Origin of the sequence: Aeromonas sp. FDAARGOS 1416, from assembly GCF_019048085.1 — a bacterium.
Taxonomy (GTDB): Bacteria; Pseudomonadota; Gammaproteobacteria; order Enterobacterales; family Aeromonadaceae; genus Aeromonas; species Aeromonas veronii.
In genome coordinates, this window is sequence record NZ_CP077301.1 from 1,136,190 (window position 1) to 1,161,211 (window position 25,022).

Here is a 25,022-nt window from a genome sequence, read left to right on the forward strand (position 1 = left end):
GTGAAATAGGTTCTTATCGTTCCATTCGTGGAACGATGTGAATGCACCTCACCCTGACCAAGGCTGCCCGATGACACCACTGGAACTTGATTTGAATGATCTCTATCTCTTCACCCATGTGGTGCAGCGACAGGGATTCACTGCAGCCGCGCGGGCGCTTGGCGTGCCCAAGTCGCGGATCTCGCGCCGGATCCGGCTGCTGGAGGAGCGGCTGGATACCCGGCTGCTGCAACGTACCTCGCGCCAACTCAGCCTGACCGATGCCGGTGAGGTGCTCTATCGCCACTGTCAGGCGATGCTGGCCGAAGCGCAGGCGGGAGAGGCGGCTGTGCGGCAACGGCAGCAGGAGCCGAGCGGTCTGGTGCGGATCAGCGTGCCCATTACCATGGCCGATGCGCTGCTTGCCCGCTTGCTGCCCGCTTTCATGGCCCAATACCCCAAGGTGAGGCTCGCCGTGCAAGCCAGCAATCGGCAGGTGGATCTGCTGGAGGAGGGGCTGGATGTGGTGATCCGCGGGGTGGCCTTCGAGCAGCCCCCCTCCAGTCTGGTGCAGGTGCCGCTCTGCACGGTGCAGTGGGGCGTGCTGGCGACCCCGGCGTGGCTCTCGCGCCACAATGCGCTGGCGCATCCACGCCAGCTGGAAGGAGAGGATGCCCTGCTCTTCGGCTCGCTGGAGCGTCAGGCTGATCTGCTGCGGCTGCGGCACGACAGTGGGGAGAGTGAGGAGGTGGCGGTCAATGTGCTGTTGCGCAGCGACAATGTGCAAACCCTCAAACAGGCGGCGCTGGCGGGGCTCGGGATGGTGGGCTTGCCACTTTACGCCTGCGTGGGTGAGTTGGCGGATGGGCGGCTGCAACAACTGTTGCCCGAGTGGCGTCCCAAAGATGGCAAGCTGGTGATGCTCTACCCAGCGCGGCGCGGCCTGTCGCCGGCGGTCAGAGCCCTCATCGATTTTATCAAGGCAAAGTTGCCTGCACTGCTGGCAGAGGTCGGCCAGCCTCGCTGAGGGAGCTATCCCTCCATCTTGGTGCGAATGCGCTCGAACAGGCTCTGCAGGCAGGCTTGATCCCGATCGGCGGCCCGCACCGCGCCGTACATATGGCGACGAATACCGCTGCCGAGGGGGCGGGCGCAGAGCATTCCCTGTCTGACAAACTCGTCGCTGGCCCAGCGCGGCAGGGCAGCGACCCCGAGCCCGGCGGCGGCCATCTGCAGCATCACCGAGGTGTTGTCCACCGGCTTGCAGCGGGCGGGCTCCACCCCGGCGGGTTGCAAAAAGCGGCTGAAGATATCCATGCGGCTGCGCTCCACCGGATAGACCAGCAGCACCTCCGGCCCCAGATCGCCCGGCTCGATGTGGCTCTGGTGGCAGAGTGGATGATCCGGCGCCATCACCAGAGTCAGATCAAAGGCAAACAGCGGCTCAAAGTGGAGATCGCCGCGGGCCTGCACGTCCGAGGTGAGCAGCAGATCGAGCTGGCCACCGAGCAGTGCATTGATGGCATCAAAGCCCGGCACTGACTCCACCTCCAGATCCACCCCGGGCCACTGGCGGCGAAAATCTGGCAATAGCGGCAGCAGCCACTGGATGCAGCTGTGGCAATCGAGCGCCAGATGCAGCCTGCCCGCATCGCCGCTCTGCAGGGCCTGCAACTGTTTCTCGGTCTGGGCCAGAGCGGGCAACACCTGACGGGCGAGGGCGAGCAGCTGGCTGCCGGCGGCGGTCAGCACCAGCGGACGGCTTTTGCGCAGGTAGAGCTCCAGATTGAGGCGGGTCTCCAGCTCTTTGAGCTGGTGGGAGAGGGCGGACTGGGTGAGGTTGAGGGTCAGCGCCGCACCGGCCAGCGAGCCCTGCTCGGCCAGCGCGGTCAATGTTTTCAAGTGTTTGATCTCTATCACTGCATTGCTTGGCACTGCCATAAGATGGCTCCTTGTGAGATTGCGTCTGGCGCTGAGGTACGGTCGGCGGTGGCCTGCTGCGCTTCTTGACTCCGGCACCTCTTGCACCTGTAAAAATCGGCCTCTGTATCCTCGCGGTGAACCTGACTGGCGGTCAGTTGAGGATTATTTGAGAGCCACTTGAAGAGGATTCAATAGCCAGCGTCACCTTATCTTGTCATTTTGGATGTGTAAACATCTGGATGGCTAAATCATCCAGTTTCCCATCAGATGAATGAGCATAAGGAAATGAACCTATGACACGAGCACACACCCTGGGCTTCCCCCGTATCGGCGCCAAGCGCGAGCTGAAATTTGCCCTCGAATCCTACTGGCGTGGCGAGACCACTCAGGCCGAACTCGTTTCCGTGGGCAAGACGCTGCGTGAGCGCCATTGGCAGGCCCAGCACGGCGCCGGGGTCAATCTGCTGCCGGTGGGCGACTTTGCCTGGTACGATCAGGTGCTCGGTACCAGCCTGCTGGTGGATGCGGTGCCTGCCCGCCACCGCCATGGCGAGACCGATCTCGACACCCTGTTCCGGGTGGCCCGCGGCCGTGCGCCGACCGGCCCGGCGGCGGCCGCCGCCGAGATGACCAAATGGTTCAACACCAACTATCACTATCTGGTGCCGGAATTCAGCCGTGATCAGCGCTTCAAGCTGGGCTGGAGCCAGCTGTTTGACGAGGTGGAAGAGGCCAAAGCGCTGGGGCTGCCGGTCAAGGCGGTGCTGCTGGGACCGGTCTCTTATCTGTGGCTTGGCAAGGAGAAAGAGAGCGGCTTCTCCCGCCTTGAACTGCTCGATCGCCTGCTCATCGTCTATCAGGAGATCCTGGCCAAACTGGCCGCCCAAGGGGTGGAGTGGGTACAGATCGATGAACCTGCGCTGACGCTGGACCTGCCGGACGAGTGGCGGCTGGCCTACCTCAACGCCTACGAGCGCCTGAGCGGCCCCTGCAAGCTGCTGCTCACCACCTATTTCGGTTCGGTGGCCCATCAGCGCGACATCATCACCAGCCTCAAGGTAGATGGCCTGCATCTGGATCTGGTGGCCGCCCCCGAACAGCTGGAGACCCTAGTGCCGCATCTGCCCGCCCAGTGGGTCATCTCCGCCGGGGTGATCAACGGCCGCAACGTCTGGCGTGCCAATCTGGCCAAGCTGGCGCCGACTCTGAAGGCACTGAAAGCCAAACTCGGCGAGCGGCTCTGGGTGGCCTCATCCTGCTCATTGCTGCATAGCCCGGTGGATTTGACCCTGGAGCAGGAGCTGGATCCCCAGACCCGCAGCTGGTTCGCCTTCGCCTTGCAAAAATGTTTCGAGCTGGGACTGCTCAGAGAGTATCTGGATGGGGGGGAGCTTGACAAAATCACCGCCTACAGCCAGCCCATCGTGGATCGGGAGTCCGACAGCCGGGTGCACAAAAAAGCGGTGCAGTCACGGCTCGCCAGCCTCACCAACAGCGATTTTGATCGCCACAGCCCCTATCCGGTCAGGGCCGAGCTGCAGCGCTCGGATCTCAAACTGCCGCTGCTGCCCACCACCACCATTGGCTCCTTCCCGCAGACCTCGCAGATCCGGGTGTTGCGGCAGGATTGGCGCGCCGGTCGCATCGATGACAGCGCCTACGAGGCTGGCATTAAGGCGGAGATCCGCGATGCCATTGCGCGTCAGGAGGCCATCGGGCTGGACGTGCTGGTACATGGCGAGGCCGAGCGCAACGACATGGTGGAGTATTTCGGTGAGCTGCTGGATGGCTTTGCCATCACCCGCTTCGGTTGGGTACAGAGCTATGGCTCACGCTGCGTCAAGCCGCCGGTGATCACCCGTGACATCGACCGCCCGACCCCTATGACGCTCGAATGGACCCGATTTGCCCAGAGCCTGACCGACAAGCCGGTCAAGGGCATGCTGACTGGCCCCGTGACCATCCTCTGCTGGTCCTTCCCGCGCGAAGATGTGAGCCGCGAACAGTCCGCCCTGCAAATCGGGCTGGCCATTCGTGACGAGATGGCTGACTTGGAAGCCGCCGGCATCAAGATCATCCAGATCGATGAACCGGCGATCCGCGAAGGTTTGCCCCTGCGCAAGCAGGATCACCAGGCCTATCTCGACTGGGCGGTGCGCGCCTTCCGTCTGAGCGCCAGCCCGGTGGCGGACAGCACCCAGATCCACACCCACATGTGCTACAGCGATTTCAACCTCATCATCGAGGCGGTGGCAGCGCTGGATGCGGATGTGATCACCATCGAGACCAGCCGCAGCCAGATGCAGCTGCTCGACGCGTTCGAACGCTTCAACTACCCCAACGAGATTGGCCCGGGTGTCTACGACATCCACTCGCCGAACGTGCCGAGCCAGAGCTGGATTGAGGGGTTGCTGCGCAAGGCGGCCAAGCAGATCCCGGCCGAGCGGCTCTGGGTCAACCCGGATTGCGGCCTCAAGACCCGCGGCTGGGAAGAGACGGAAGCCGCCCTCAAGGTGATGGTCGATGCCACCAGGGCGCTGCGCGCCGAGCTGGCGTAACCGGCAAGCCGTGACTGCCATCGGTAAGGTGGCGTGCTGACAAACGAACGAGAGAGGGGAAGCCACTGCTTCCTCTCTCTTTTTTCGTTGGCCACTTTTCCACTGGATCCTGAACCTTGCCGCAGCCCGCTTTGCACTAGGCTCAGAGTTGGCAGACGTGGATGGAGTCGCGGCCATGAGAGTCAGTCTGGGGAGCGCAATCCTGTGGGGATTGCTGATGTGGCAGAGTGCATGGGCGGCGCCAGCGGCCGAGTTGAAGCTGGTCTACTTTGACGACTTTGCCCCATATTCGTGGCGTGACGAACAGGGCAAGATGCGCGGGCTGATGATCGACGTGATGGATCGGGTGGCAGCACACATGGGACTGCGGGTGCACCACGAAGGCTATCCGTGGCAACGGGCGCAAAAACTGGTGCGGATGGCGCAGGCCGATGGTTTTGTCACCATCGCCACCCGGGAGCGCCGCTCTTACACATTGGTGGTGGAGGAGCCCGTTACCACGACGGTTTTGACGGTATTTACCCGGCTTGGCCACCCCCGGATGACCGATTTTCAGCGTGCCAGCCGCTTGAGCGACTTCAAATCGCTTACCTTTCTCGACTATTTCGGTAACGGTTGGGGCAAGGAGAACCTGGCGGGCTTCACCGTTCATCACACCATCAATGTCGATAATGTTTTCAAAATGCTGGCGGCGGGTCGGGGGGACCTGATGGTGACCGACCCACTGGTGGCACGTTTCAAACTCAACCAGCTGGGATTGTCCGGGCAGGTGGTCGAGGTGCCGCTGCAGCTTGCCTCTACCCCGTTCAATCTCTGCATCGGCAAGCACTCTCGCTTTAATACCCGGATAACCGAGTTCAACCGTGCCCTGCAACAGCTGCGACAAAGCGGCGAGTTGGCGCGTATCGTCGAACGCTATCGTTGATGCGCGGCCGCCATCTGCGGTTTGCCAACGGCGTGTCTATCTTGGCGTCATATCGGCGATGGTTGCCCAGAAGGCATCGATCAAGGGCCCCTTGTTGTGGGGCGGACGGATAAGGCCAATGGTCCAGCAGGCTTCCCCGTCTCTAAGGGGCAGGGTGAGCACATCCGGGTGCTCTATGGTGGTGGAGGAGGGGACCAGGGTCCAGGCGATCTCGGCTGCCGCGGTGGCGACGCCAGCGGCGAAGTCGTTGACGTACTGGATATCGCGAAAACGCAGCCCGCTCTGGGCCAGATAGTTCATCAGGTGATCGTAAAACGACGGCGCCTTGTCACGACGCAGGATCGCCAGCGGCTTGTCCACCAGATCCGCCAACTCCCTCACATCGCGGTAGCTGGCGGGCAGCACGGCGACAAAGTGGGCTTCGACCACTGGCAGGGCGTGCCACCCCTTGGGGGCGGGCAGGCGGCAAAAACCGAGATCCAGCTTGCCTTCACTGAGCGCCAGTAGCTGGTGGTGGGTAGAGAGGTCGTTGAGCTCAATGGTCACCTGCGGCCGCTCGGCGCGAAAACGGGCAATGGCGGCGGGCACCAGGATTTTGGTGGCCACGCCAAAGCCGATGCGCAGGGTGCCAACGTTGCCCGCCAGCACGTCGCGGGCGGTGCGCGAGAGCTGCTCGCTCTGGATGACCACTGCGCGGGCATCTTCATACAGGGCCCTGCCCAGTCCGGTGAGGCGAGTGGTACTGGCGTTGCGCTCGAACAGCTCGCCGCCCAGCTCCTCCTCCAGCCGCCTTATCTGTTTGCTCAGGGCCGACTGGGTAACGTGCTGGCGTACCGCCGCCTGGCCGAAGTGCAGCACCTCCCCCAGAGTGACGAAGGCTTTCAGATCCCGTAGCTCCATCAGGGCTCCTTTCATTCCTGTTGGGAATGTTGAGTGGTCATATTTGTCATTGGACGGAATTTTAGAAGTGATGGATGCTTATGCCAATTCATTTCGGGCGCCCCGACAGGGGCGCCGAGTTATCAGAGATGGCTGACACCATCAGCGCAGAAGGAGCAACACCAGATGCATCACCACAAGTTCAACGACTTCCCGAGCGATTTTCTGTGGGGCGCCGCCTCCGCCGCCTATCAGGTGGAGGGGGGCTGGAATGCCGATGGCAAGGGGCCCTCGGTGTGGGATCTCTTCACCAAGCTGCCGGGCAAGACCTTTGAGGGGAGCAACGGCGATGTGGCGGTGGATCACTACCACCGCATGGAAGAGGACGTGGCGCTGATGGCCGAGATGGGGCTCAAGGCTTACCGCTTCTCGGTGAGCTGGCCGCGCATCTATCCCACCGGTCGGGGGGAGGTGAACGAGGCGGGGCTGGCCTTCTACGAGAAGCTGATCGACACCCTCTTGGCCCACCAGATCGAACCGGTACTGACCCTTTATCACTGGGATCTGCCGCAGGCGCTGCAGGATGAGTACGGCGGCTGGGAAGATCGACGCATTATCGAGGATTTCGAGCGCTACTGCGTGACCCTCTATCAGCGTTTTGCCGGCAAGGTGAAGTACTGGGTGTCGCTTAACGAGCAGAACTACAACCTGACCAACGCCTATCAGCTCGGCACCCATCCGCCGGCCGTGCAGGATCGCAAGCGCTTCTTTGCCGCCAACCATATCGCGTTTCTGGCCAATGCCCGAGTGATCAAGGCGTTTCGCCAGCATGTGCCAAATGGCCTCATCGGCCCGAGCTTTGCCTACTCCCCAGCCTATCCGGCGTCGTGCGACCCGAAAGATATGCTGGCCTATGAGAACGCCGAGGAGTTCAACAACCTCTGGTGGCTGGATGCTTACTGCTTTGGCCGCTATCCGCAGGCGGCGCTCGCTTACTTGCGGGAAAACGGCGAGGCGCCCGAGATCCTGCCGGGCGATATGGAGTTGCTGCGAGAGGGGACGCCCGACTACATCGGCGTCAACTACTACTACACCCTGACCTACACAGATAACCCCTTGGGCGGTCAGACCCTGCAGCGGATCAACACCACCGGCAAGAAGGGTACTACGCCATCGAGCGGCATCCCCGGCCTCTACAAGACGGCGCCCAATCCGCACCTTGAGACCAGCAACTGGGATTGGGCCATCGACCCGACCGGGATGCGCATCGCGTTGCGTCGCCTCTCTTCCCGCTATGGTCTGCCGCTGATGATCACCGAGAACGGCCTTGGCGAGTTCGACAAGCTGGAGGCGGGCGACAGGGTGAACGATGAGTACCGCATCGATTACCTGCGCAGCCACGTCAAGGCGTGCCAGGAGGCGATGCAGGACGGGGTGGAACTGCTTGGCTACTGTGCCTGGTCGTTCACCGACATCCTGAGCTGGCTCAACGGCTACCAGAAGCGTTACGGCTTCGTCTATGTGGAGCGTGACGAGCAGGGGGGCTCCCTTCGCCGGATCAAGAAGGCGAGTTTCCACTGGTACAGCCAGGTGATCGCCAGCCAGGGCAAGCAGCTCTGACGATGTATCGCATTGCGTAACCAGCGGGCCCGGGCAATCCCTGGGCCCGCGCTGTTTGTGGCGGGGGAGCTGGGATAAGCCGGTTTCTCAACGTGCGACTCATCCCTGTTTGCTGATTTTTGTCCTGCCAAAGCCGCCGACCCCTGCTATTATCTGCGGCCGAACATGAGCCAATAAAAATCAGGATATCGTGATGACTGACCACACTTTTATTCCCGGCAAGGACGCGGCGCTGGAAGACTCCATCGAACGCTTCCAGACCAAGCTGCAAGCCTTAGGGTTTGATATCGAAGAGGCCTCCTGGCTCAACCCCGTGCCGAACGTCTGGTCGGTGCATATTCGCGACAAAGAGTGCGCCCTCTGCTTCACCAACGGCAAGGGTGCCAGCAAGAAGGCGGCCCTCGCGTCTGCCCTTGGCGAATATTTCGAGCGTCTCTCCACCAACTACTTCTTCGCCGACTTCTATCTTGGCGAGCAGGTCGCCAACGGCGATTTCGTTCACTACCCGAACGAAAAGTGGTTCCCCATCGAGGGTGACCAGTTCCCGGCCGGTCTGCTAGATAGCTTCACCCGCAAGTTCTACAACCCGGACGGTGAAGTGACCGCCGACATGCTGGTGGATCTGCAGTCAAACAACGAGGAGCGCGGTATCGTCGCCCTGCCGTTCGAGCGCCAGTCTGACCACGAGACCGTCTACATCCCGATGAACATCATCGGCAACCTCTATGTCTCCAACGGCATGAGCGCCGGCAACACCAAGACCGAAGCGCGCACCCAGGCGCTCTCCGAGGTGTTCGAGCGCCACGTGAAGAACAAGATCATCGCCGAGGCCATCAGCTTGCCGCTGATCCCGGACGAGGTGATTGCCCGTTATCCGGGGATTGCCGCCTCCATCGCGGCGCTCGAAGCGGAAGGCTTCCCCATTTACAGCTTCGATGCCTCTCTGGGTGGCCGTTATCCGGTCATCTGCGTGGTGCTGCTCAACCCGAGCAATGGCACCTGCTTTGCCTCCTTCGGCGCTCACCCGCGCTTCGAAGTGGCCTTCGAGCGTACCGTCACCGAGCTGCTGCAGGGCCGTGGTCTCAAGGATCTCGACGTATTCGTGCCACCGTCATTCGATAACGAGCAGGTGGCGGATCACCACAACCTCGAGACCCACTTCATCGACTCCTCGGGCCTTATCAGCTGGGATCTGTTCAAGCAGGATGCGGACTTCGAGTTTGCCGACTGGGACTTCCGTGGCACCTCGCAGGAGGAGTTCGATCACCTGATCGGCATCTTCCATGAGCTGGAGCAGCCGGTCTATATCGCAGACTACGAGCATCTGGGTGTCTACGCCTGCCGCATTCTGGTGCCGGGCATGTCCGACATCTATCCGGCCGAAGATCTGTTGCTGGCCAACAACAACATGGGCGCCAACCTGCGCGAAGTGATCCTGGCACTGCCATCACTTGATTGGGATGCCGAGCAGTACATGGTGTTGTTTGATCAACTGGATGAAGAGGGGCACGACGAGCGTACCCGTGTACGCGAGCTGCTGGGCATCGCTGCCGCCAAGGGGACCGCTCTGCACACCCTGCGCGTTGGCGAGCTGAAAGCCATGCTGGCGCTGGCCGCCGGTGAGCTGGAGACCGCACTGGATCTTATCGACTGGACCATGGAGTTCAACCAGTCGGTGTTTACTGCCGAGCGTGCCAGCTACTACCGCGCCCTGCGTGCCTGCGTCGAGTTGTTCCTCGACGAGGAGCGGGATCCGGAGCAGTATCGCGCCGTCTTCACTCGCATGTATGGTGAAGAGACGCTGGCACAGGCATGGGCCAACGCCACTGGCGAAGCACGCTTCCACGGGCTGGAGGCGGCCGATCTGTCGCTCTCCCAGTTCCCGCTGCACCAGAAGCTGCTGGCGGCCTACGAGAAGCTGCAGAAGGCCAAGCGAGCCCATCACTGGGCGTGATCGTTGCTGTAAAGGAAGGGGCCGTGTGGCCCCTTCTGTTTATCGTGCGGCAAGGCACAGGATTGTTATTCAAAGATGAAATAAAAAACAAAAAATACCCCTAAGGGGGTTGATGGCAGGGCAGGGGATGTGCTGTTGAACTGCAAAGATATCTTGCCAATACCATATTTCCATGCTCTGGAATAAATTCTTTAAAATCATTGCATTAAAAATGTGATATTTCTGTTTCAGCTGATACCTGGTGTAAAGTGGCGTAGCCATCGCACTAAAATATTTGTAGTAAAATTACATTCGCACTCTGATAAACTTGATCAATGTCAATTTTGGCTATTTGGCCCTTTGTTATGATTTCAACAGGCAAAACATTCAGGTAGAAAATAATTGAAAGCTGAATCTCCATTCGATTGTCTCAAGCCCGAAGCCATCGCTGCACTGGCTGAAGACATCACCTATGCCAAGGCTACCAAGCCGGCATACAAGGTCATTCCACTGGCCATCACTGCAGGCGCTTTCATCGCCATCGCATTTATCTTCTACATCACAGTGACGACCGGAACCGGCTCCATGCCTTGGGGTATGGCCAAGTTGGTTGGCGGTCTCTGCTTCTCTCTCGGACTTATTCTCTGTGTGCTGCTCGGTGCCGAGCTGTTCACCTCCACCACCCTGACGCTGGTGGCCAAGGCTGCCAATCGCATCAGCTGGGCTCAGCTGCTCAAGAACTGGGGGTTGGTCTACTTCGGTAACCTGATTGGCGGTCTGCTGATGGTGGCGCTGATCATCGTTTCTGCAGAGTACACGGCAGCAGATGGTCAGTGGGGCCTTAACGCCCTCAAAGTGGCCCAACACAAAATTCACCACACCTTCTTCGAAGCGGTGGCGCTCGGTATCCTCTGTAACCTGATGGTATGTCTTGCTGCCTGGATGGCGTTTGGTGCCCGCAGCGCGACTGACAAGGTAGTGGTTATGCTGCTGCCGGTTGCCATGTTCGTTGCATCAGGTTTCGAGCACAGCATCGCAAACATGTTTATGATTCCGGTTGGTATCGCTATCCACAGCGTGGCTAGTCCGGAATTTTGGCAGGCCATCGGCCAGGATCCGGCAACCTTTGCTGACCTGACCGTATCCAACTTCGTCCTACACAACCTCATCCCCGTGACCATCGGCAATATCATCGGTGGTGGCGTGATGGTTGGTCTGACTTACTGGTTTATCTTCCGTCGTCATCATTAAGGATGATTGCGGGATACTACATCAATACCGTGTGAGGTAATGAAAAATGGCAGAACTTAACGAACAGTTCCAAAAAGCATGGGAAGGCTTCGCGGCCGGTGAATGGCAGACCTCTGTCAACACCCGTGACTTCATCCAGAAGAACTACACCCCGTATGAAGGTGACGAGTCCTTCCTGGCTGGCGCGACCGAAGCGACCACCAAGCTGTGGGACAAGGTCATGGAAGGGATCAAAATCGAGAACCGCACTCATGCGCCGGTTGATTTTGATACTGACCTGCCCTCCACCATTACCGCACACGATGCCGGTTATATCGATCAGAGCCTGGAGCAGATCGTTGGTCTGCAGACTGACAAGCCGCTGAAGCGCGCCATCATCGCCAACGGCGGTATCAAGATGGTTAAAACTTCTTGCGAAGTGTACGGTCGTCAACTGGACCCTATGGTCGAGAAGATCTTCACCGAATACCGCAAGACTCACAACCAGGGCGTGTTTGACGTTTACACCAAAGACATCCTGAACTGCCGTAAGTCTGGTGTTATCACCGGTCTCCCGGATGCCTACGGCCGTGGCCGTATCATCGGTGACTACCGTCGTGTTGCTCTGTACGGTGTTGACTTCCTGATGGCCGACAAACTGGCCCAGTTCAAGTCCCTGCAAGCTGACCTGGAAAACGGCGTCAACCTGGAAGCCACCATCCGTCTGCGCGAAGAGATCTCCGAGCAGCACCGTGCCCTGGCACAGATGAAGGTGATGGCTGCCAAGTACGGTTGCGATATCTCCGTACCGGCCAAGAACGCTAAAGAAGCCGTACAGTGGACCTACTTCGCCTACCTGGCGGCAGTCAAGTCCCAGAACGGTGCAGCCATGTCCTTCGGTCGTACCTCCAGCTTCCTGGATATCTACATCGAGCGTGACCTGCAGAAAGGCCTGATCACCGAGCAAGAAGCCCAGGAGCTGATGGACCACATGGTCATGAAGCTGCGTATGGTTCGCTTCCTGCGTACTCCGGAATACGATTCACTGTTCTCCGGCGACCCGATGTGGGCGACCGAGACCCTGGCTGGTATGGGCGTTGATGGCCGTACCCTGGTCACCAAGAACAGCTTCCGTATGCTGAACACCCTGTACACCATGGGCCCGTCCCCTGAGCCGAACCTGACCATCCTGTGGTCCGAGAAGCTGCCGGTCGGTTTCAAGAAGTACTGTGCCAAGGTATCCATCGAGACCTCTTCCGTTCAGTACGAGAACGACGATCTGATGCGTCCGGATTTCAACAACGATGACTACGCCATCGCTTGCTGTGTATCCCCGATGATCGTTGGTAAGCAGATGCAGTTCTTCGGTGCTCGTGCCAACCTGGCCAAGACCATGCTGTATGCAATCAACGGTGGTATGGACGAGAAGCTCAAGATCCAGGTCGGTCCGAAAACCGAGATGGTCAAGTCCGAGTACCTCGACTACAACGACGTGATGGATCGTCTGGACCACTTCATGGATTGGCTGGCCAAGCAATACGTTGCTGCGCTGAACATCATCCACTACATGCACGACAAGTACAGCTACGAAGCCTCTCTGATGGCGCTGCACGACCGTGACGTATATCGCACCATGGCGTGTGGTATCGCTGGTCTGTCCGTAGCGGCTGACTCCCTGTCTGCCATCAAGTACGCCAAGGTCAAGCCGATTCGTGACGAAGATGGCGTTGCCATCGACTTCGAAATCGAAGGCGAATACCCGCAGTTCGGTAACAACGACGCTCGCGTCGATGATATCGCCTGTGACCTGGTTGAGCGCTTCATGAAGAAGATTCAGAAGCTGAATACCTACCGTGGTGCTGTTGCTACCCAGTCTGTTCTGACCATCACCTCCAACGTGGTATATGGCAAGAAGACCGGTAACACTCCTGATGGTCGTCGCGCTGGTGCGCCGTTCGGCCCGGGTGCCAACCCGATGCACGGTCGTGACCAGAAAGGCGCTGTTGCTTCCCTGACTTCCGTAGCCAAGCTGCCGTTCGCTTACGCTAAAGATGGTATCTCCTATACCTTCTCCATCGTTCCGAACGCACTGGGTAAAGATATGGAAGCCCAGAAAGCCAACCTGGCTGGCCTGATGGACGGTTACTTCCACCACGAATCCAACGTAGAGGGTGGTCAGCACCTGAACGTTAACGTGATGAACCGTGAAATGCTGCTGGACGCCATGGAAAACCCGGAGAAATATCCGCAGTTGACCATCCGCGTATCCGGTTATGCCGTTCGCTTCAACTCTTTGACCAAAGAGCAACAGCAAGACGTCATCACCCGTACCTTCACTGCTTCTCTGTAATAGAGAGATAGTGAGCAAAAACCGGCGCCAAGGCGCCGGTTTTTTTATGTTTGGTTTTTATTGCTAAAGAACTCTGTGGGCCATGCCAACCTTGAAATTCAGGGTAACAATAGGTATAACCACGCGTTTGAGAAGGCATATTAAGTGAGCGGTATGATGCAATCCTCCTTTTGGCAGACCAAGAGTCTGCAGCAGATGACTGAATCCGAGTGGGAATCCCTCTGCGATGGTTGCGGTAAATGTTGCCTTAACAAGCTCATTGATGAAGATACAGATGAACTGGTTTTCACCAATGTGGCTTGTAACCTGCTCAATACCAAGACCTGCCAGTGTTCCGATTATCTTAATCGCTTCAAAAAAGAGCCTGACTGTCTGCAGATAACTCACGACAAGATTGCCGAATATGATTGGCTCCCCTCTACCTGCGCCTATCGTTTACTGGCTGACGGGGATACTCTGCCAGAGTGGCATCCGCTGCTGACCGGCAGTCGTTCTGCCATGCATCAGGCGGGTCAATCTGTACGTGGCAAAGTGGTTCACGAGGAGCAGGCTGGTGAGTGGATTGATCACATAATCACTTGGGCCAGCTGAGCCAAGCGATCAAGTGCAATGTGGTCTGATCTAGAAGCTGAAAACGTCACCCATTTTTAGCTTGTGTTTTCTACCTCAAAACCCCCGATACAGCGTATCGGGGGTTTTGTCGTTCAGAAGGCGGTTCTGGCGTTCGCTTGTTGCAGATATCGGCGGTCCAACTCAGATTACCTGGACTTGAAGCTGCCTCTCTTGACCATCACTACAACAAAGGTCAGCAAGTCTGGTTGATCTGTTCAGTCAGTGTCTATTGAGCAACCAGATAGAGCTCCTTGCTGTAGACCACATCCTGCGGGTTAAGGTGGGGATAGCCTTTCACGAAAGGCTTGAGCAACCTGGATTTGACCGAGAAATAGATGGGAGCGATGGGGGCATCCGCATCAATGAGTGCCTCTGCCTGTTGATACAGGGCATTGCGTTCAGCGGGATCCAGCGAGTCGTGGGCTTTGGCCAGCAGGGCGTCGTACTCCTTGTTGAACCACTTGCCGCTGTTGGCACTGCTGCTGGAGGTCATGATGTCGAGGAAGGTGGAGGCATCGTTATAATCCCCGTTCCAACCATAGCGGCTAACCCCGAAATCCCCCTCGTTGAGTGCCGAGACCATGGTCTTCCACTCCATGTTGTTGAGGGTGGCAGTGACCCCCAGGTTGTGTTTCCACATGGAGGAGACAGCCAGCGCAATCTTTTTGTGGCTCTCGTTGGTGTTGTAGAGAATGTCCACTGTGAGTGGCTTGTCCGGGCCATATCCCGCTTCGGCCAACAGGGCTTTGGCTTGCTTGATCCGCTCCTCTTTGCTCTGCAGCTGGCTGGCCGGTTTTTTCAATTCAAAACCGTCCACAATGGGGGGCGTGAAGCTATATGCAGCAATTTGTCCCTGTCCCAGGATCTTGTCGGTGATGGTCTCCCGGTCGATGGCGAGCGAGAGCGCCTTGCGTACTTTCGGGTCATCGAACGGTTTGCGCTGGGTATTGAAGACATAGTAATAGCTGGCCAGTGTGGGGACGCTGACCAGTTCTTCCGGGCTCTTGCTCTTGAGCTGCTTGTACTGCTCCAGCGGATAAGTGGTGTAGTGCAGTTCACCGGTGCGATAGCGGTTGTAGGCGGCGGTTTCCGAGACGATCTCCAGATAGATCACCTTGTTCAGGACGGTGTGCTGGTTGTTCCAGTAGTGGGTATTGCGCTCGGCACTCAGCCGCTCGTTGGGGGTCCACTCCTTGAGTACAAAGGCACCGTTGGAGACGATATTGCCCGGTTTGACCCAATCCTTGCCGAATTTTTCAATGGTGGCCTTGGGGGCCGGGAACGTGGTGTAGTGGGCCAGCGTCTTCAGGAAGAAGGGGACCGGATTTTTCAGGGTAACCTGCAGGGTGTGGTCATCGAGCGCCTTGATCCCGAGCTCTGACGGGCTCTTCTTGCCCTGGGTCACCTCGCTTGCATTGACCACTCCGGTCAATTCGATAAACCAGGCGTAGTTGGAGGCCGTCTTGGGATCGGCCGCCCGTTGCCAGCCGTAGACATAATCGGCGGCGGTGACCGGTTCACCGTTTGACCACTTGGCCTCGGGCCTCAGTTTGAAGGTGTAGATGGTACCTGTCTTGTCGACGTCGTAGCTGACGGCACCTGCTGGCTTGATCTTGCCGGTATTATCCAGCTCATAGAGCCCTTCAAACAGATCGTTGACGATGGCACTACCGGCGGTCTCTTCTACCAGCTGGGGGTCAATGGTGGTGGGCTCGGTGCCGATATTGGTCACGTATATTTGTTGGGCATCCGGCAGCAGCTTGGTACCGGCAGGCACCTGGGCAGCCCCGGCGGGAAGGGCAAACAGTCCGGCTACCATGCCGGCAATGAGAGTCTTGTTCATTGATAATCCTTGAGTTTTATTTGCTTCCAAAGCGAAATCAGTGTGCTGGATTGGCGATCGGATCTCAAGAGGCAATGGCTGAGGGAACGGCAGGCCCATCAGACTCCATTTTTAATGGTCCAAGGCCAGTCGGATCATGGCTTGCAGCAGGTTATTGCCACGAATTAAGGGGCCAAAAGTTATCGATTGAAACCGAATAAAAAGCCTCTTTTACCATAACATGAGGCGAAATAGCCTATTTAATAGGCCGCTTAATTCGCTGCAAAAACAAAAAACAGACGTTACATTAGGTTACAAATCAAGGCCGCCGGTGATCGGCATTTTTTTTGCCGATGCCTGCAAACGTTTTCAACGCCAACGGATGCGATCTAAAGGAACAAAAATGCGAAACATGATCACCATGGGTGAGTTCATCGTCAAAAAGCAGGCGGATTATCCTACCGCGACTGGTGAGCTGACCTCGTTGCTCAGCTCGATCCGCCTTGCTGCCAAGGTGGTGAACCGGGAGATCAACAAGGCGGGACTGGCGGATATCATCGGTTCCATGGGCGCTGAAAACGTACAGGGCGAGGTGCAGCAGAAGCTGGATGTTTATGCCAACGAACGCTTCAAGGCGGCGCTGGAAGCGCGCGGCGAGGTGTGCGGCATGGCCTCGGAAGAGGAAGAGGACTTCGTGGCCTTTGACTCGCCACTCTCCAAAAACTCCAAGTATGTGGTGCTGATCGACCCGCTCGATGGCTCTTCCAATATCGACGTCAACGTCTCGGTCGGGACCATCTTCTCCATCTACCGCCGTTTGAGCCCGCAGGGTTCGCCGGTGACGCTGGAGGACTTCCTGCAACCGGGCAACCGTCAGGTCGCCGCCGGTTATGTGGTCTACGGCTCCTCCACCATGCTGGTCTACACCACAGGGTTTGGCGTCAACGGCTTTACCTACGATCCCTCCATCGGCTGCTTCTGCCTCTCCCACGAGAACATCCGCATTCCGGAAGAGGGCAAGATCTACTCCATCAACGAGGGTAACTACATCAAGTTCCCGGACGGGGTGAAGAAGTACCTCAAATATTGCCAGGAGCGCGACGAAGCGACCCACAGACCCTACACCTCACGTTATATCGGCTCCCTGGTTTCCGATTTCCATCGCAACCTGCTCAAGGGCGGCATCTACATCTATCCGTCCGGCACTAACTCGCCGAATGGCAAGTTGCGTCTGCTCTATGAGTGCAACCCGATGGCGTTTCTGGTGGAGCAGGCTGGTGGCAAGGCCTCCGACGGCTTTGGCCGCATCATGGATATCCAGCCCACTGCGCTGCACCAGCGTACCCCTTACTTTGTTGGCTCGACCAAGATGGTGGAGCGCGCCGAGGCCTTTATGCGCGAGTTCTCCGCCCATGAGGCTCCAGCCAACCAGGGCTGCTCGTCAGAGGTGTAGGTTGGTGTTGAGCACAGCGAAGCCCAACATTTACCGGCGCGACTCCCTCTCCCCCTGGGATAGGGCAGGGTGAGGGGAATGGTTTTCACTGCCCCCCTCATCCCCGACCCTTCTCCCACAAGGAGAGAAGGGAGACGCTAATCACCAGCCAACGTAAACAAAACGGGAGCCGATATGGCTCCCGTTTTAGTTGGCGTTATCTCTCTGGCTCGCCGCCAGCGTTGCAGAGATTCACAGGCTGTTGTTGGCCAGATCAGCCAGCAATCCATCCACCAGTTTCAGGCGCATGGCGCGATCCTGGGTCGGCACCTGGAAGCGCAGCCGGGTCGGCCCGTCCATCTTGTAGACCCTTGGCTGGCTGGAGAGCAGTTTGACCAGATAGGCCGGATTGACCTTGGTCTCCTGGGTGAAGTCCAGATAGCCACCGCGCTCGCTCATCTCCACCCGGCGAATGCCAAGGGCGGTGGCACGCTGGCGGAAAGCGGCCAGCTCCAGCAGGGTTTTGGTCGCCTCCGGCAAGAGACCAAAGCGGTCGATCAGCTCCACTTTCAGCTCCCGCAGCTCCTGCTCGTCCGCCGCACTGGCGATCCGCTTGTACATGGAGAGGCGCATATTGACGTCCGGAATATAGCCATCCGGCAACAGCGCAGGCAGGCGGAGCTCCACCTCGGTGTGCTGGCTCATCAGTTGCTCCAGCGACGGCTCCTTGCCATTTTTCAGCGCCTCGACCGCCTGCTCCAGCATCTCCATATAGAGGGTGAAGCCGACCGATTCAATCTGGCCGCTCTGATCGTCGCCGAGCAGTTCGCCCGCGCCACGGATCTCCAGATCGTGGGTCGCCAGCGCAAAACCGGCACCGAGATCTTCGAGCGAGGCGATCGCCTCCAGACGCTTGGCCGCATCCTTGGTCATCAGCTTGGGATGGGGGGTGAGCAGGTAGGCATAGGCCTGATGGTGGGAGCGGCCAACCCGGCCCCGCAGCTGGTGCAGCTGGGCCAGACCGAGATGATCCGCCCGATCCATGATGATGGTGTTGGCGCTTGGCACGTCGATGCCGGTCTCGATGATGGTGGTGCAGACCAGCAGGTTGAAGCGCTGGTGGTAGAAGTCGGACATGATCCGCTCAAGGTCGCGCTCGCGCATCTGGCCGTGGGCGATGCCGATGCGGGCCTCCGGCACCAATTCGGCAAGATCGGCGGCGCACTTCTCGATGCTCTCCACGTCGTTGTGCAGGTAGTAGACCTGACCGCCACGCTTCAATTCCCGCAACACCGCCTCGCGCACCACCGCCGGTTCGTGCTGGCGCACGAAGGTCTTGATGGCGAGCCGCTTGGCGGGCGGAGTCGCGATGATGGAGAGATCCCGCATGCCGGACATCGCCATGTTGAGGGTGCGCGGAATAGGGGTGGCGGTGAGAGTGAGGATATCCACATCGGCCCGTAGCGCCTTGATCTTCTCCTTCTGGCGCACCCCGAATCTGTGCTCCTCATCGACGATGAGCAGCCCCAGATCCTTGAAAGTGAGCTCGGAGCCGAGCAGCTTGTGGGTGCCGATGATGATGTCCACCTTGCCTTCGGCCAATTCCTTCATCACAGCGCTCTGCTCCTTGGCGGAGCGGAAGCGGCTCAGCACCTCGACCCGCACCGGCCAGTTGGCGAAGCGGTCGCGGAAGTTGTCGTAGTGCTGCTGGGCGAGCAGGGTGGTGGGCACCAGCACGGCGACCTGTTTGCCGCCGTGCACCGCCACAAACGCCGCCCGCATCGCCACTTCGGTCTTGCCGAAACCCACGTCGCCGCACACCAATCGGTCCATGCTCTTGGCCTGACACATGTCCCCCAGCACCGCATTGATGGCGTTGAGCTGATCGTCGGTCTCCTCGAACGGGAAGCTGGCGGCAAACTGGCGATAGGCCTCTTTATCGTGCTTGAAGGCAAAACCGGCTCGAGCGGCGCGATGAGCGTAGACATCCAGCAATTCGGCTGCCACGTCGCGCACCTTCTCCGCCGCCTTGCGCCGCGCCTTGCTCCAGGCTTCACCGCCGAGCTTGTGGCTGGGCGGGTTATCAGAGCCTGTATAGCGGCTGATAAGGTGCAAACTGGTGACCGGCACGAACAGCTTGTCGCCGCCGGCATATTCGAGGGTCAAAAACTCGGTGGGCAGGCCACCGGCGTCGATGGTTTCGAGCCCCAGATAGCGGCCGACCCCGTGATCCAGATGGACCACTGGCTGACCCTGGGTCAGCTCGCCCAGGTTTCTGATCACCGTATCGGAGCTTAAGTTTTTGCTCTTCTCCCGCGCCCGCTTGCTGCGCACTTTGCCGCCCAGCAGTTCGGTCTCGGTGATCAGCGCCAGTGGATCCTGACCGACCTCCTGCCACAGGAAGCCACGCTCAAGCGGTGCAACCAAGAGGCCGTGGCGATCCTGGCTTGCCATAAAGGCGTCGAGGGAGGGGAACTCTTTAGGTTGCAGCGAGATACGCGCCAGCAGATCGCCGAGCACCTCCCGTCGCCCTTCGGATTCCACCGCAAACAGGGTGCGCCCGGCAAAGCCTTGCAGGAACTGGTTGAGCGCCAGCAGGGGTTGCTCCTTGCTGTGATCGAGTTGCAGATCCGGCAGGGCCGAGATGGGCAGATCGTGCTGACCAGCATCACCAGCGGTAGCGGCCTCTTGCAGCCGCACCGCGCCATATTGGCCGAGGGAGGCAAAGAGCTGCTCCACCGGCAGATAGAGCTGAGCCGGTGGCAGCAGGGGGCGGGTGTTGTCCCAGCGTCTGTCTTCATAGCGCTGGCCGATGTCGTTCCAGAAACGCTGGGCGGCGGGGTAGATGTCCCCCACAGTGAGCAGCAGGGTCTCTTCCGGCAGGTAGTCAAACAGGCTGGCAGTCTGGTTGAAGAAGAGCGGCAGATAATACTCGATGCCGGCGGGCCAGCGTCCCTTGCTCACCTCCTGATAGACGGAGCCCTCGGCCCGCGACAGCTCGAACTGCTCGCGGAACTGGCCGCGAAACAGTTCGATGGCCGCCTCGTCGGTAGGGTATTCCCGGGCGGGCAGCAGGCTGACCGTCTTGACCGGTTCGCTGGAGCGCTGGGTCTCGGGATCGAATGGGCGGATGGAGTCCACTTCATCGTCGAAGAAGTCGATGCGATAGGGGCTGCTACTGCCCATGGGGAAGAGATCGAGCAGGGAGCCGCGGGCGGCAAATTCGCCATGTTCCAGCACCTGATCCACCGCCACGTAACCCGCCTCGGCCAGCCGCCCGCGCAGCTGTTGCAGGTTGAGGCGCTGACCGGCCTTCACCATCAGGCTGTATTTGTCGAGATAGACCCGGGGGGCGCAGCGCAACATCAGGGTGGAGATGGGGACAATCAGCACCCCCTTGCTCATCTGCGGCAGCTTGTAGAGGGTCTCGAGTCGCTGGGAGATGATGTCCTGATGGGGAGAGAAGGTGTCGTAGGGCAGGGTCTCCCAATCGGGGAACAGCAATACGGGGGCGGACTGATCGGCTAGCTGCTTGTCTGCCAGCAGTTTGTCTGTCAGCAAATACTGCAGCTCCTGCTCCAGGCGCAGGGCGCTCGGGGTATCGGCGGTGATAAGCAGTACCGGCCCCTTGGCTTCACTGGTGAGACGGGCTGCAATCAGCGAGAGGCTGCTGCCGACCAGCTGGCCGAGCGTGATCTTTTGGCCCGCTTTGGCGGGCAAGGCGGGGAGTGTCATTGGCATGATTCGATTCTTTTAACGTTGACGTTATCTATCGCGACGTTCGCTCTGGTTAGCGCTGACGTTCTTGGGCGCGCAGCTTGAGCTGCTTCGATTGCACGTGGAGGCTGGCACGAACCAGCAGTTCACGGTCATCTTCGCGGATCCGCACATAGTCGAGCTGCACATGGGTGCCATGTTCACCGCCGTCGAGCTGTTTGACCTGGCCATAGCAGTAGATGGCGGCCGCCTCTTCCCGCAGGAAGATCTTGAGGCGCACTATCTGGTGCAGGTGCGGCGCAGCCCCGTGATCATGATAGGGGTGCAGGTAGGTGAGCTGGCCAGCCCCGAAGCGCAGGGTGTGGAAGCGCTGCTCCGGATGGTCCTGCAGGGAGAGCACATAGCCCATGATCATGTCGATCTTGCGGGACTGCTGATTGACGATCTCGATCAGGTCGTGCATCGACTCGTTCTGGTTGCGCAGCAGGCGGGTGGTCACCAGATCGATGGAGGTAATGGCCGAAGAGATCCGAAAGGGCTCCGGCAGCTCAGCGTCCAGCTCCTCCAGCGAGGGGAGGTGGAAGTCGGCCGGCATGGGGATCACATTGACCGGCGTGGCATGAGTGACGCTGAAGAACTGTTCCTGCATGGAGGCTATCCCTTGTTGTCATGGACGGTTTCCCTTTATTATCCGGTATCTTATTTTGTTGGCAACGTACATATCCTTGAAGACCGGACTTTTTCAGCCCCTTTCGCTGGCCATCGGCCTGCGTTATGCAGGCTCGAAGCGCAGCAATCGCTTCGTCTCATTTATCTCCCTGTTCTCTACCTTTGGCATCGCCATCGGGGTCGCCGCCCTGATGGTGGTCATTTCGGTGATGAACGGTTTCGAAGGGCAGCTCAAAGGGCGCATCCTCGGGGTGATCCCCCATGTGGTGGTGACCAATCAGGCTGGCCGCATTGATGCCGACCCGCAAGGGTTGCCTGATCTGGCCAAATTACCCCATGTGGTTGCCTTGGCCCCCATGCTCGACAGCGAAGGGATGCTGCAAAGCCCCGGTCAGCTGACCGGGGTGAGCGTGCAGGGGATCGACCCTGCAAAGTGGCCCAAGGATGACATCCTCCACAGCCAGATGCTGGGGGGGCGACTCGATACCCTGCAGGCCGGCCACTACCGCATCGTGCTGGGGCAGGGGGTGGCTCGTCGCCTCAATGTCTCCATCGGCGATCAGGTTCGTCTGATCCTGACCGAAGGGACCCGCTTCACCCCGTTTGGCCGGGTACCGGCCCAGCGCCTCTTTACCGTCTCCGGTATCTTCGGGGTCGGCGCCGATGTGGATAACCAGATTGCGCTGATCGCGCTGGGGGATGCCCAGCGGCTGCTACGCCTGCCGACAGAAACCGTCGGTGGCATTCGCCTCTGGCTCGATGATCCCTTTGCCGCTGACGAGGTGATCAAGACGCCGTTGCCGGATGGGCTGCTGTGGCAGGATTGGCGCCGCGAGCGGGGCGAGCTGTTCCAAGCGGTCGCCATGGAAAAACGGATGATGGGGCTGATGCTGGTGCTGATCATCGCCGTCGCTACTTTCAACATCCTCTCCGCGCTGGTGATGGTGGTGACGGACAAGGAGGGTGAAGTGGCCATCCTGCGCACCATGGGCATGAGTGAATCGGGGATCGTCAAAATCTTCATGGTACTTGGCGCCTCCAGCGGGGTGATTGGCGCCCTGTTTGGCGGACTGGCGGGCCTGGCGCTCTCCCTGGGTCTCAACCCTCTGCTCAATGCGGTGGGGCTCAACCTCTATATGGCGGCGGGCGGCAGTGGCCTGCCGGTGATTGTCGAGCCGGCTCAGGTCATCACCATTTTGCTGGGCGCCGTGCTGCTGAGTTTCAGTGCCACCCTTTATCCGGCGGCACGCGCCGCACGGGTGAAACCGGCCGAGGCGCTGCGTTATGAGTAATGCCGTGAATAATGCATCTTCTGTTGTGACTGGTGCCCCCGTAGTTGCGGGTGCCAGCGTTGTTACCGAGGCAAGTGGAGCCCCTGTTATGAATGAAGCCGTATCCCGTGAACCTCTGCTGCGCTGCCAGGCGCTCAATCATGTCTATAAAGAGGGAGAGCTGGAGACTCAGGTGCTCAAGGGGATCGATCTCTGCGTCGCACCCGGCGAAATGCTGGCGGTGGTGGGGAGCTCCGGCTCCGGCAAGACCACTCTGCTGCATCTGATGGGGGCCCTCGACAACCCATCCAGCGGTGCCGTGCTGTTCAAGGGGGAGGATATCCACCATTGGGACAGCCGCACCCAGGCTCGATTTCGCAACCGCGAGCTGGGCTTTGTCTATCAGTTCCACCACCTGCTCTCCGAGTTCAGTGCGCTGGAAAATGCGGCGATGCCGCTGCTGATCGCCGGTGAGTCGGTGGCGGTTGCCACCGAAAAGGCGACCAAAATGTTGGGGCGGGTGGGGCTCTCCCATCGCTTGAACCACCGTCCCTCCGAGCTCTCCGGTGGTGAACGCCAGCGGGTGGCGATCGCCCGGGCGCTGGTCAACGAACCGAGTCTGGTGCTGGCGGACGAGCCGACCGGTAACCTGGATCACGCCAGTGCCACCGCGGTGTATGAACTGCTGTGTGAACTGAACCGTGAACTGGGCACCGCCTTTGTGGTGGTGACTCACGACTTGAGCCTGGCGGCCAAGCTCCATCGCCGGGTGACCCTGGTGAGTGGCGTGATGGCGGAGGTTGCCTGATGTTCAAACCGCTGCCCCTCTTTCTGGGCCTGCGTTACAGCCGCTCCCGCCGTCGCAACGGGTTTATCGCCTTTATCTCAGCCTCTTCCCTGATCGGTATCGCCCTCGGGGTGATGGCGCTGATCCTGGGCCTCTCCGCCATGAACGGTTTCGAGCGGGAGCTCAAAGACAGGGTGCTCTCCGTGGTGCCACAAGGTGAGCTGGACGCCGTCGAGCGGCCGCTGCCGGATTGGCCCCGTCTTCGTGACTACCTGCTGGCCCAACCGGGCGTCGAGGCCGCTGCGCCGGTCATTCGCCTCAATGGCCTGCTGGAGCATGGCTCCGCCCTCAAGGGGGTGCAACTGCGCGCGGTATTGCCGGAGCTGGAAGCCAATTTGTCGGATGCGGGAAAATACATGACGGGCCGCGGCCTGCGTGAGCTGCAACCGGGTGAGCGTGGGGTGATCCTTGGCAAGACCATTGCCGACAAACTGGGCGTCAAGGTGGGTGACACTCTTGGTTTGTTGTTGCCACAAGGGGGTGATCAGACTGGGATCAAGAATCCCCGGCGCGAAGCCCTGACTGTGGTGGGGCTGCTGGAGATCGGCGGTCAGCTCGACGGGTTGCTCGGCTTTATGCATCTGGCCGATGCGCAAGCGATCACCGGCATGGGCAGCGATGTGGAGGGCTTCAGCCTGCGGGTGAGCGATGTGCTCAAGGCGCAATCCATCACGGTAGCCGCCGCGCAGCAGTTCCCCCATCATGTTTACATCCGTAGCTGGATGAACAGCCAGGGCTACCTCTATCAGGACATCCAGATGGTGCGTACCGTCATGTATGTGGTGATGCTGATGGTGGTGGCCGTCGCCTGCTTCAATATCGTCTCCACCCTGGTGATGGCGGTGAACGAGAAGCGCAGCGAGATCGCCATCCTGAAGACCATGGGGGCGAGCCCCGGCCAGATCAGGCTTACCTTCGTCATTCAGGGCATGGTCAACGGCGTGGCCGGTGCCCTGCTCGGTGCCCTGCTGGGCGGACTACTTTCGAGCAAGCTGACCCAGATCCTGAGCGTTGTCGAAAAGCTTATCGGTCACCGCTTCCTCAATCCGGATATCTATTTCATCGACTTCTTGCCGACCGAGTTGCATATGCAGGATCTGCTTATCGTGACGGGCGCCGCCATCCTGATGAGTCTGGTGGCAACCCTCTATCCCGCCTGGCGGGCGAGCGGTCTGGTGCCATCTCGCGAGCTGGGTCACTGATGCGCCGTATCTAATGTGCCATAAATAACGAAGGGCCCGTCGGTGCAAACCGG

General features: G+C 59.4%; 17 protein-coding genes. 12 read left to right on the forward strand and 5 right to left on the reverse strand.

Translation table 11 applies throughout. The annotated features are described in order from the left end of the window. Nucleotides 1–70 precede the first annotated feature (70 nt). Complete coding sequence (locus I6L46_RS05110; protein ID WP_216977538.1) at nt 71–1,006, forward strand: LysR substrate-binding domain-containing protein; 936 nt, start codon at nt 71–73, stop codon at nt 1,004–1,006. Between the two features lie 5 nt (nt 1,007–1,011). Here I6L46_RS05110 and I6L46_RS05115 read toward each other — a convergent pair whose 3' ends face one another. Beyond that, the gene (locus tag I6L46_RS05115; RefSeq protein WP_216977539.1) at nt 1,012–1,920 is read right to left on the reverse strand and encodes a LysR substrate-binding domain-containing protein; all 909 of its coding nucleotides are present in this window, start codon (nt 1,918–1,920) and stop codon (nt 1,012–1,014) included. A 275-nt stretch (nt 1,921–2,195) separates the two neighbouring features. Here I6L46_RS05115 and metE point away from each other — a divergent pair, with 275 nt between their 5' ends. Together metE and I6L46_RS05125 are read left to right on the forward strand one after the other, a co-directional pair. After that, nucleotides 2,196–4,460: a 5-methyltetrahydropteroyltriglutamate--homocysteine S-methyltransferase gene (metE, locus tag I6L46_RS05120; protein ID WP_216977540.1), complete on the forward strand. Its 2,265-nt coding sequence runs from the start codon at nt 2,196–2,198 to the stop codon at nt 4,458–4,460. 175 nt (nt 4,461–4,635) lie between these two features. Beyond that, complete coding sequence (locus tag I6L46_RS05125) at nt 4,636–5,385, forward strand: ABC transporter substrate-binding protein (protein WP_216977541.1); 750 nt, start codon at nt 4,636–4,638, stop codon at nt 5,383–5,385. A 36-nt stretch (nt 5,386–5,421) separates the two neighbouring features. Here the strand turns inward: I6L46_RS05125 and I6L46_RS05130 are convergent, their stop codons facing one another. Continuing rightward, on the reverse strand, nt 5,422–6,285 hold the full coding sequence (locus I6L46_RS05130; protein WP_201941892.1) for a LysR family transcriptional regulator: 864 nt from the start codon (nt 6,283–6,285) through the stop codon (nt 5,422–5,424). A gap of 165 nt (nt 6,286–6,450) precedes the next feature. On the opposite strand from I6L46_RS05130, the gene I6L46_RS05135 reads away from it, so the two are divergent. The 5 genes from I6L46_RS05135 (at nt 6,451) to I6L46_RS05155 (ending at nt 13,988) form a co-directional block, all read left to right on the forward strand. Next, on the forward strand, nt 6,451–7,884 hold the full coding sequence (locus tag I6L46_RS05135) for a glycoside hydrolase family 1 protein (protein ID WP_216977542.1): 1,434 nt from the start codon (nt 6,451–6,453) through the stop codon (nt 7,882–7,884). A gap of 193 nt (nt 7,885–8,077) precedes the next feature. Continuing rightward, nucleotides 8,078–9,838: a 30S ribosomal protein S12 methylthiotransferase accessory factor YcaO gene (ycaO, locus tag I6L46_RS05140; protein ID WP_216977543.1), complete on the forward strand. Its 1,761-nt coding sequence runs from the start codon at nt 8,078–8,080 to the stop codon at nt 9,836–9,838. A 381-nt stretch (nt 9,839–10,219) separates the two neighbouring features. Then, nucleotides 10,220–11,068 carry a formate transporter FocA gene (gene focA / locus I6L46_RS05145; RefSeq protein WP_005333620.1) on the forward strand — a complete coding sequence of 283 codons (849 nt, stop codon included), beginning with the start codon at nt 10,220–10,222 and terminating at the stop codon, nt 11,066–11,068. Nucleotides 11,069–11,114: 46 nt separating this feature from the next. Beyond that, nucleotides 11,115–13,397, forward strand: a complete 2,283-nt coding sequence (gene pflB, locus I6L46_RS05150) for a formate C-acetyltransferase (RefSeq protein ID WP_005352571.1) — start codon at nt 11,115–11,117, stop codon at nt 13,395–13,397. 156 nt (nt 13,398–13,553) lie between these two features. Then, the gene (locus I6L46_RS05155) at nt 13,554–13,988 is read left to right on the forward strand and encodes a YcgN family cysteine cluster protein (RefSeq protein ID WP_075112995.1); all 435 of its coding nucleotides are present in this window, start codon (nt 13,554–13,556) and stop codon (nt 13,986–13,988) included. A 247-nt stretch (nt 13,989–14,235) separates the two neighbouring features. Here the strand turns inward: I6L46_RS05155 and I6L46_RS05160 are convergent, their stop codons facing one another. Beyond that, on the reverse strand, nt 14,236–15,852 hold the full coding sequence (locus I6L46_RS05160; RefSeq protein ID WP_216977544.1) for a peptide ABC transporter substrate-binding protein: 1,617 nt from the start codon (nt 15,850–15,852) through the stop codon (nt 14,236–14,238). 382 nt (nt 15,853–16,234) lie between these two features. Between I6L46_RS05160 and fbp the strand changes: the two genes are divergently transcribed. Then, on the forward strand, nt 16,235–17,284 hold the full coding sequence (gene fbp, locus I6L46_RS05165; RefSeq protein WP_216977545.1) for a class 1 fructose-bisphosphatase: 1,050 nt from the start codon (nt 16,235–16,237) through the stop codon (nt 17,282–17,284). Between the two features lie 231 nt (nt 17,285–17,515). On the opposite strand, the gene mfd is transcribed toward fbp, so the two are convergent. Then, nucleotides 17,516–20,998, reverse strand: a complete 3,483-nt coding sequence (gene mfd, locus I6L46_RS05170) for a transcription-repair coupling factor (RefSeq protein WP_216978014.1) — start codon at nt 20,996–20,998, stop codon at nt 17,516–17,518. Nucleotides 20,999–21,053: 55 nt separating this feature from the next. Next, on the reverse strand, nt 21,054–21,629 hold the full coding sequence (locus tag I6L46_RS05175) for a hypothetical protein (RefSeq protein WP_005336991.1): 576 nt from the start codon (nt 21,627–21,629) through the stop codon (nt 21,054–21,056). Between the two features lie 76 nt (nt 21,630–21,705). Here I6L46_RS05175 and I6L46_RS05180 point away from each other — a divergent pair, with 76 nt between their 5' ends. From I6L46_RS05180 to lolE, 3 genes are all read left to right on the forward strand, one after another. Beyond that, nucleotides 21,706–22,941, forward strand: a complete 1,236-nt coding sequence (locus I6L46_RS05180) for a lipoprotein-releasing ABC transporter permease subunit (RefSeq protein ID WP_139405404.1) — start codon at nt 21,706–21,708, stop codon at nt 22,939–22,941. 88 nt (nt 22,942–23,029) lie between these two features. After that, a complete protein-coding gene (gene lolD, locus I6L46_RS05185) occupies nt 23,030–23,728 on the forward strand; it encodes a lipoprotein-releasing ABC transporter ATP-binding protein LolD (RefSeq protein ID WP_005336988.1) in 699 nt (232 codons plus the stop codon). Continuing rightward, a complete protein-coding gene (lolE, locus tag I6L46_RS05190; RefSeq protein ID WP_005360064.1) occupies nt 23,728–24,969 on the forward strand; it encodes a lipoprotein-releasing ABC transporter permease subunit LolE in 1,242 nt (413 codons plus the stop codon). Before lolD ends, lolE begins: the two co-directional genes overlap by 1 nt. Nucleotides 24,970–25,022: the final 53 nt, after the last annotated feature.